The 9,017-nt window shown below is 51.9% G+C and carries 9 protein-coding genes; 8 read left to right on the top strand and 1 reads right to left on the bottom strand.

What is annotated here, in order from left to right; translation table 11 throughout:
• Window positions 1-316: 316 nt before the first annotated feature.
• On the bottom strand, window positions 317-1,162 hold the full coding sequence (locus H9X86_RS11100) for an acyltransferase domain-containing protein (protein ID WP_204901586.1): 846 nt from the start codon (window positions 1,160-1,162) through the stop codon (window positions 317-319).
• Window positions 1,163-1,395: 233 nt separating this feature from the next.
• Between H9X86_RS11100 and H9X86_RS11095 the strand changes: the two genes are divergently transcribed.
• The 8 genes from H9X86_RS11095 (at window position 1,396) to H9X86_RS11060 (ending at window position 8,920) form a co-directional block, all read left to right on the top strand.
• Window positions 1,396-1,572, top strand: a complete 177-nt coding sequence (locus H9X86_RS11095) for a tyrosine-type recombinase/integrase (protein WP_346011467.1) — start codon at window positions 1,396-1,398, stop codon at window positions 1,570-1,572.
• A 152-nt stretch (window positions 1,573-1,724) separates the two neighbouring features.
• A complete protein-coding gene (locus H9X86_RS12890) occupies window positions 1,725-4,304 on the top strand; it encodes a DUF6273 domain-containing protein (protein ID WP_204901584.1) in 2,580 nt (859 codons plus the stop codon).
• Window positions 4,305-4,573: 269 nt separating this feature from the next.
• Window positions 4,574-5,134, top strand: coding sequence for an RNA polymerase sigma factor (locus H9X86_RS11085; RefSeq protein WP_204901583.1), 561 nt, complete (start codon window positions 4,574-4,576; stop codon window positions 5,132-5,134).
• A complete protein-coding gene (locus H9X86_RS11080) occupies window positions 5,131-5,937 on the top strand; it encodes a hypothetical protein (protein ID WP_204901582.1) in 807 nt (268 codons plus the stop codon). The genes H9X86_RS11085 and H9X86_RS11080 overlap by 4 nt, the downstream gene beginning before the upstream one ends.
• 214 nt (window positions 5,938-6,151) lie before the next feature.
• Window positions 6,152-6,604: an NUDIX hydrolase gene (locus H9X86_RS11075; RefSeq protein ID WP_204901581.1), complete on the top strand. Its 453-nt coding sequence runs from the start codon at window positions 6,152-6,154 to the stop codon at window positions 6,602-6,604.
• Between the two features lie 21 nt (window positions 6,605-6,625).
• Window positions 6,626-7,093: a GNAT family N-acetyltransferase gene (locus H9X86_RS11070; RefSeq protein ID WP_204901580.1), complete on the top strand. Its 468-nt coding sequence runs from the start codon at window positions 6,626-6,628 to the stop codon at window positions 7,091-7,093.
• Between the two features lie 34 nt (window positions 7,094-7,127).
• Entirely contained in the window at window positions 7,128-7,643 is a 516-nt protein-coding gene (locus H9X86_RS11065) for a GNAT family N-acetyltransferase (RefSeq protein ID WP_207752648.1), read from the top strand.
• A 116-nt stretch (window positions 7,644-7,759) separates the two neighbouring features.
• Window positions 7,760-8,920 carry a tyrosine-type recombinase/integrase gene (locus tag H9X86_RS11060; protein ID WP_204901579.1) on the top strand — a complete coding sequence of 387 codons (1,161 nt, stop codon included), beginning with the start codon at window positions 7,760-7,762 and terminating at the stop codon, window positions 8,918-8,920.
• Window positions 8,921-9,017: the final 97 nt, after the last annotated feature.

Here is a 9,017-nt window from a genome sequence, read left to right as displayed (position 1 = left end):
GGGAACAGCCGCAATGCCAGGGGAAGGCCCGGACATGGAAACTGCCCAGCCGTAGGGCCAGCTGCCATGAAAACCTGGTGTGGTGGCATCACCAGGAGCAGTAGGAGACTTCCCGGGCCGTGGGTTGCTAGACGCACTGCTCTTTAGCACCAGCGGGGTGGATTCCACAAGGCGGGGGAAGTCCCCGCCTTTGGCGGCTTTTTCGTCTATTTTTGGCCGGACAAAAATAGACCCCAGCGGAGCGTCACCAGGCTGACAAGGCACATGTGGGGAGGATGGGAAAGAGAACGTGTGCAGGTGCTGTGGTGCAGCAGATTTATATGGAGATGATGCCGCAAGCGAAGCCAAATAACTCTATATGCTCCGCCGCTAATGTTTGAAGGGAAGTTGCATGGTGAGGAGGTTCTTGTTCTGCTCCACGTCCGAACAGGTTCTCGGTGGCCTGTTCTGGGTCCTGGCAAAACCCGATGATGGAGAAGTGGCTGGCAAACTGTTTGATGTTGGAATCATCCCACAGGCGGGTCAGCATAGGGGGGTAAAGCAGCCAGCTATAACAAAGAAACGCCTGATACGATATGGCGGGGAAATGTTGGGAAAAGAAGAGCTTTGCGTGTTCAAAAGATGCTTTTACCGATTTTGGACTCAAATCGGCCCCTTGTTGGATGTGGCAGTTCAGAACAGGAGACCCATGGGGCAAGGCTTCTTTTTGTTCCTTTGTAAATGTCATGTACGGCTCACCTAAGGTTTCCTCGTCCAGATAGAGCATTTCAAACGGCTGAAACTGCAATGTGCCAATTTTGAAGATGCCAACATTCATGATGTGACGAAACCACACAACGTCCTCTTTTGAGATCCCCGCCTTGCCGTGTTTTTGGTGGTACAGGTTGGCTCGCAGAGAAACATCCCGAAACGTGTCAAAAATGATATCGTCGTCAATCCCCAAGGCCTTGTAGTTATCGTACTTTTGCAACAGAAGATAGGTCACAACAGCCAAACGGGTCAGCGGCATACGCCTGCATAGCGGAAAATCAAAATTGTCCCCATGATATGCGGTTTCTGCGATTTCTGCGATGGATTTTTCATCTTTGCGAAGTTTTTGCAGAAGCAGTTGCTCAATCTGGTTGGTGTAATGTAGTTCTGATACAATGGCCTCTAAAGTCATCTCTATGCCCCTTTCATACAGGTTTGAATACAAAAATCGCCCCTGATAAAATCAGAGGCGACAATCATATCCGTATGAAAAAGGAGCTTACACAGCGGACAAAATGGCACTTGATTTTATCAGTATACGAAACGTCATCTTGTCCACCTCCTTTTCTTTATTTTCCTGTATTGTAGCATACAAATACCATTGGGTCAACGGCATGACATGGTTTGTATCAAGGGCATTGCAAGGTGTTTCCCCACAGTTTGCGGCACCTGTTCGCCCGGTGTTTCTATTCCATAGATAAGGACATCTCCAAGCTGGCGGATATTTTGGGGCACTCCAACATGAACACCACCCGCATATATATCATCTCCACGGGCGCCGAGCACCGGCGAAAAATGGAGACCCTGCGGCTTGTCATCTGAAAAAAGGACAAAAAAATACCAGCGCCAAATACGCCGGTCTGTTGCAGGGGCCGACAGGCAGGAGGACACACACGGGGGTCCAACCGCATACGGTGAGGGTTCCCCGTGTCATTTGCAGATACATGTAGCATTGAGGAAGGGAGATATGACCTGTGTCATTCAAATGGTTCAAGCAGTCCGATGGCCAGAAGAAACTCGGAATGGCGGCAGCGGCCACCACTCTGGCCGCAGCCATCCTGGTGTCGGGCACCTTTGCGTGGCAGTCCATCAACCAGGCAGCTACCAACGAGGGCGACGGCAAAGCAAACCCCGGCGGACGACTGCACGACTATTTCAACGGGGAGAACAAGGATGTTTTCGTGGAGAACTTCACCGACCCCAACGACAACGGCGTCCCCATTTTCGCCCGCATCAAATTGAGCGAGTATATGGAGATCGGCGAGGGTGCGGGGACTACCGCCCCGGACAAAAGCGTGACCATCGTGGGCAAGACCCCGGACAACGACCCACAGCTGGGCGACCCCACCACCTGGATCACCTACCTGCACGGACAGGTGCCCGACGTGGATCCGGACAACGACCACACCCCCATGCACCAGTACTGGGATTGGGAGATGGGGGGCAAGACCGTGTATATGCCCACCTTCAACAAGGATAAGGACAGCATGGAGGCTGACATCAACGGGACCTATGCAGGCGAGGACACTCTTCGCCCCAGCGACCCCGGCGATGCGGACGACAAATATTCCGACTATGTGGAATACGGCAATGCGTATCAGGCCGACGGCGAGACCCTGCAAGAGCCTGTCCCTGAGAACGGCGACCTGATCTACTCCGTCACCGGTACGGAATACTACGCAGACAGTCAGCAGTCCGACGTACCGGTTACCCACTACGGCAAGGAAACCAGTGACGCCACAGTCATCTCCATGGACGAATGGATGGCCATGCCGGAGGAGGAGCAGATCGGCCCCTACTGGGTGTACGACGTGGACGGCTGGGCGTACTGGGCCCAGCCCATTGAACCGGGGGAAACCACCGGCTTGCTGTTAAACGGCATCAAGCCCCAGAATGTGCCGGATGATACCTATTATTACGCCATCCACGTCACCGGTCAGTTTGCCACTGCCGGAGACTGGGGGGACATAGACCTCGAGAGCGGATTCTATGAGGATGGCATGACCGCAGATGGGGAGCACCTGCTCAACAAGGTGTCCGACCGCCTGCCCGAGGTGACCCACCTGTCGGTGGTGGGCGGACGCCAGCAGTATGTGGCCGTGAGCAATTCCCTGACCCTCACCGCCAACGTGTCGGTGAAGAACCCCACCGGGGATCCCGCCGAGACCTATGTCCAGTGGAGCTGCCAGGAGGCGGGCACGGCCCTGCAGGGCAACGTCTTCACTCCCACAGAGGACATGGTGGGCAAGATATACAAAATCACCGCCACCAGCGCCTTTACCCCCACCATCAGCTCCTATGTGGATGTAGTGGTCCTGCCCAAGGAGGCGGCGGGTTCCGACGGTGATGGCGGCGGCAACGTGGTGGATGGCGATCTGGACGGCAAGAAGTACATCGACTTCGGCGACAACACCTATAAGGAGATTCGGGACGACGGCACCATCGGCGACTGGATGTGCGCTGGCCTGGATGAGAAAATCGGCAACTACGACGACCGCTCCGACGTGGTGGTGCTGGAGGATCCCACCGACTACGGCTACAAGTTCCTGGGCCCCTACGCCGTCTCCGGCGGCGGAGAGTACTACCTGGCTCCGGGCCCGGATGGTAAGGTGGGCACCAAGGATGACATTAAGGTGATCAGTGAGTCTACCTTCCCCAACGACCTCACCGACATCATTGCCACCAGCATTACCCTCAATGTGCCGGAAGAGATCACCAGTGACAGCAATCGAGTCAAACCGGGCAAATATTATAAGCTCACCGCCCAGGTCATGAACGGGGACAGCCCCAGTGTGATCCAGGACATCACCTGGTCGTTTACAGGAGAGTTGCCGCAAGATGAGACCACCACCCTCTCCCCGGACGGCCGGCTCTACATCGGCAGCAACGAACCGGAGGGCACCACGCTGACAGTACAGGTGCAGGCCGAGGGCATGAACGGCGACCCGCTGATCAAAACTGTGACCTTAACCGTGCGGGATTGGGAGATCTCCGACCTCAAGACCGCACCCACCGGAACCATAACCACCGTGGACATCGATGGCACCGACTTCTACCTGCTGGCGAGAAACGGCGATCAGGCCCTCATCTGGGCGAAGGACAGCGTGCAGCAGAAGGTTAGGTTTGACAGTGACAGCAATCAGTATGAGGGCAGCGAAGTCCAGAGCACACTGGCAACCTGGCTCGAGAGCCAGTCCACCTTGAAGACGTTGGCACAGGAGTACACGATTTATACCAGAAAGTCGGGGAGTTTCGAGGACTTTATCACTTCTGCAAACCAGAAGGTGTTCCTGCTCAGCGAGGCGGACCTGTTCGGTACCCAAGACAGCAAAGCCCCGCTGCCCAATGACTACACCTACGCCGGCAAACAGCTGGTGACGGCGGACAACCCCATGAGAACCCAGCTTCTCAGCAGCGAAGCCGACTACTGGCTGCGTTCCCCGCATGGCGGAGCCGGTTGTGTGAGCTACATCAATGCGAACGAAACGCTCGGCTACAGCAACTCCTACACTTACGGCGACCTGCGTCCCGCTTTGTGGATCACCCTTTCCTGAGTTTTACACCCGGTGTTCCCATTGGGACAAGGAGAGCCACTACACGGTTTGGCCAGTCCCCCATACAACTTTATTCCAACGAAAATCCCGGATGCGTCAGCATCCGGGATTTTTCAGACTTTATGCTGAGCGCAGCACAAATAAAATATCCATGTCAATGGTCCAACGGTATGATATGATGTGATAAAAATGAGAAGATTAGCTGTAAGATGAGAGCTCAAACGGTGTGTATATAGGTGAAGGGCAATGGAAAAGCGAGGTGAATCCCCTTGGACGATATAAAGATAATCCAGTTGTATTGGGACAGAAACGAACAGGCCATTCCTGCCACATCGGATAAATACGGAAACTATTGCACCGCTATTGCAACAAACATACTGGGTAATTGTGAAGATGTGGAAGAATGCGTCAATGATACTTATTTGAGGGCATGGAACGCCATGCCACCACACAGACCAAGTGTTTTGTCCGCCTTTTTAGGTAAACTCACAAGAAATCTATCTCTTAACCGGTATAGACGTAATACCGCAGAAAAACGAGGTGGTGGAAATGTCCCTATTGTTCTTGATGAAATCACAGACCTTGTGTCGGATGCAGATACGGTAGAACGAGAGATTGACCGCAGGGAATTGGTGCAGGAAATAGACCGTTTCCTGGCTGGACTGTCACCGGATAAGAGAAATATGTTTGTCTGTCGATACTGGTATTTTGACAGCATTTCCGATCTTGCATCCCGGTTTGGAAAGACAGAAAACCATATATCCGTAATACTGAATCGCCTTCGCTCAAAACTGCGTAATTACCTTTTGAAAAGGGGATATGACCTATGAAAAAAGAAGAGTTTTGTGAAGTCTTTGGTGATATCAATGAAAACTATATACACCAGGCCAGGGTAAGTCGCAAAGTCTGTAAAGCCCTCTGGCTGAAACGTGGAGCCTTGGCAGCTTGTTTGTGCCTTGTGGTCGTGGCATCGTTCATGGTTCCTTGCCTATCCAACGACACGGATCATGAGAAATCTCCATCTTCTCATATTGTCACAGCACCGGGTTTTTTGACACTGACCGCATCTGCCGCATCTCTGGGCGACGATACAACAATAGAATTTCCTTCAGAGGAAACAATCATAATGCAGGAAGGGATAGAAGTTCCCATAACATACGATTGGAATCCTGCCATGAGCAGCAGACCGGGAATTCCGCTGAACTTATCTGCCCCAGGAGATCAAAACACGACTTTTGAGGTGTCTGTGGATGGCGGAGAGCTGCTTCTTTGGGAAGAAGATAACACAATCACGCATATGTCCACGCCTCTTCACGTTGAAAATGGAACAACGATATATTGGAGCAGCCTTTCCCAATCGACGAGCGGCAGTGTGGAAACAATGGAACATTCACCAGCATATATGGATATCATAATCCGAGAAGATACAACCATTGTGGGGTACGCTGTTGTGAAAATAGAGTTAGATAATTTAGACTCCGCAACCGAGCATCCTTACACATATTACGCAACCTTGGTTCAATCAGTCTCTTTTCCGAAGGTGAATGGAAGTTATCAAAACATAACTTGTGAATATGTAAGAACGGAAATGGAGCAGCTCAAGAGTGAAACGACCACCCCAACTGTAAAATAAGGAACGACCTGGGCACATCCAAATCGCAAGTTTGGATGTGCCTTATTACATCGTGCGGGTGTCAACCAGGGGGTTGTAAATGGCAAAAGGCTCCCTGTATTTTTAGAGCTGCAACAAGGGGATGCTAAATCCCTGCCCTTGCTGGGTCAGGGGAACTTTGGTACAATGAAGATCAAATTTAGAGACGTAAAAGAGGCAGTGTGAGGTGACCCACATGAAAGTAAATTTCTACGAACAAGTCGATGACGAACTGCTGCGGTTTGCAGTGATCATAGCCCGGTACAACGGGAAGTGGGTGTTTTGTAAACACCGGGAGAGAGACACCTATGAACTTCCTGGTGGCCACCGGGAACCGGGAGAGGAAATTCTGGACACGGCAAAAAGAGAATTGCAGGAGGAGACGGGCGCCATAGAGTTTTCCATACACCCTGTCTGTGTATATTCGGTGATTGGCAAAAACCGAGTGAATGAATCGGGAGAAGAGTGCTATGGAATGTTGTATGTGGCAGACATTGAGACATTCCAAGGACAACTGCATAGTGAGATGGAACAGGTGCTTTTGTTGGATGAACTGCCCAACCAGTGGACATATCCACAAATACAGCCTCTGTTGGTGGAGGAGCATTTGAGAAGGGCGGAGTATATACAGAATGCAGATGCGTTGTAATCTGTATGGAGGTATGAGGATATGCAGCAACTAATCTATCGAAATCTGACGGATGACGACAAGCAGCAGATTTGTGCATGGAAGTACAAGGGTGAGTATGGAATCTACAATCTCCCCCCCTATGAGGAAATGAAAGCACAGCAAATTGGCTTCATGGATCCAAAGTCCGAGCAGAACTACCTTGCGTTTGCAGACGGGGACACATTGGTGGGTTTTGTCAACATCCTGGAGGAAGCTACGGAGGTGTTCATTGGGATTGGCGTCAACCCTGAACTCTGCAACCAGCACTATGGCCGTGAGATGCTGGCCTTGGCCTATGGTATTTCCAAGAGCCGCTATCCTGATAAGCCGTTGTACCTGGAAGTGCGTACATGGAACACCAGGGCGGTGAAGTGCTACCAGCGAGCGGGATTTCAGATTGACGGCGAACCATATGAGATGACAACCGGAATAGGAAATGGCACATTCTATCGCATGACGAGGGAATAACCGCTGCACTCGTGGCGGGAAAGGAGAGTAAACGATGATTACCCTGGTAGAACCCTGCGAAAGATACTTGCAATCGTACATAGAAGCCCATGATGAGTATGAAATACATGGCGTAGAAACCTACGCATTTGATAATGCAAGAGCCTATAATATCTTTAAAAAGTACGATAACTGCAGAGAGGAACGCAACCTCCCCCCAAACAGGGTTGGTTCTCACTTCTACTGGTTGGTTGACGAGGAGCGAAACTACTTTATTGGGGAAATAAGCATCCGTCATAGGCTGACCGATAGCCTGAGACGCTACGGCGGGCATATTGGATATGGTGTTCGTTTTTCTGAGTGGAAGAAAGGTTATGGCACTTTCATGCTTCGGTTAGCGTTAGAAAAAGCAAAACAGTTGGGAATCTCTTCTGCTTTAATCACTTGTGATGATGACAACTATGGTTCGGCAAAAGTCATGGAGAATAACGGTTTTGTATTGCAGGACAAGGTTACTAATATTGTGAACGGAAGCATAATAACCACCCGAAGATACACGAAAGCGCTGTAATCTCACCTCTATACCAGCTATCCCCCAAATGATAATTTTCTCTTAACTCTGCCTGTGTCCCCTGGCTATTTGAGATTTCTGTGGTATGCTGTGTCGTTACAAAGGAGGCGACACACATGGCAAAGAAACGAGCCAACGGCGAAGGCAGTATTCGAAAGAGAAAAGACGGACGCTGGGAAGGTCGATATACGGCAGGGCATGACCCGGAGACGGGGAAAGCCATCTACAAGAATGTGCTGGGCAGAAGTCAGGCAGAGGTCAAGGAGAAGCTGAAACAGGCTATCAGAGAAGCCCAGGCACTGGACATTACCAAGGCGGGCAAGTACACGGTGGGAGAGTGGATGGAGGTGTGGTTCCACGACTACGCTAAGATCAAAGTGCGGCCCTCTTCCCATCAGACCTACCAGGGCTACATCCAAAACCACATCCGGCCCAACATCGGAGACATTCCGCTGGAAAAGCTCACTTCTCTGGACTTGCAGAAGTTCTACAAAAAGCTACTGACCACAGGCAGGGTAGACCGGGTGGAAGCCAAAGGACAGCCCAAGGGCCTCAGTGCCAAGACGGTGCGGAACATCCATCAAATTCTATCCTCTGCCTTAAAACTGGCCCAAGAGCAGCGGCTGATCCTCACTAACCCAGCGGAGGGCTGCGCCCTGCCTCGGGTGGAACACCAAGAGATGAAAACCCTGACCACAGTGCAGCTGGCCTCCTTCTTCCGGGAGGCCAGGGAGAGCGGCGTGTTTGAGCTGTACTATCTGGAACTGGCCACAGGCCTGCGGCGAGGCGAACTGCTGGGGCTGAAATGGGAAGATATTGATTTGGAACGGGGTGACCTCCGGGTACGGCGGCAGGTTTCCCGCATCAACGGGGAAGTGGTGGAAGCACCACTGAAAACGAAAAACGCCTACCGCACCCTGCCCCTGGCAGAGGATACGGTAAGCGTTCTGAAAGAACAGAGGAGAAAAGTGGGCAACAGCCCCTGGGTGTTTCCGTCTCCCAATGGCGGGCCGATCTCCCCAGACAGTGTGCTGCATATGCTCCATCGGGTGCTGAAACGGGCAGGATTGCCCAAGGTGCGGTTCCACGACTTGCGCCGCCACACCTTCGCCACCCTGGCCCTGCAAAATGGGGTGGACGTAAAAACGGTGTCTGGGATGCTGGGCCACTTCTCGGCAGGATTCACCCTGGACACCTACGCCCATATCACCAGCGCAGCCCAGAGACAGGCGGCGCAAACGATGGGAAACGTGCTGGCGGGGACAATTCAGACCTGACTACTCCAATCTCCCGTATGGGTTAAACATAACCAAGTATTTACCCCTTGTCGGCTGATTTTCCTAAATGTTAGAATGCGTTGCTTGCAAATAACAC

This window comes from Pseudoflavonifractor capillosus (genome assembly GCF_016902575.1).
In the GTDB taxonomy this organism is placed as follows: domain Bacteria; phylum Bacillota; class Clostridia; order Oscillospirales; family Oscillospiraceae; genus Enterenecus; species Enterenecus capillosus_A.
Note: the sequence above shows the minus strand (reverse complement) of the source record. Positions and strands in the feature narration are given on the sequence as shown.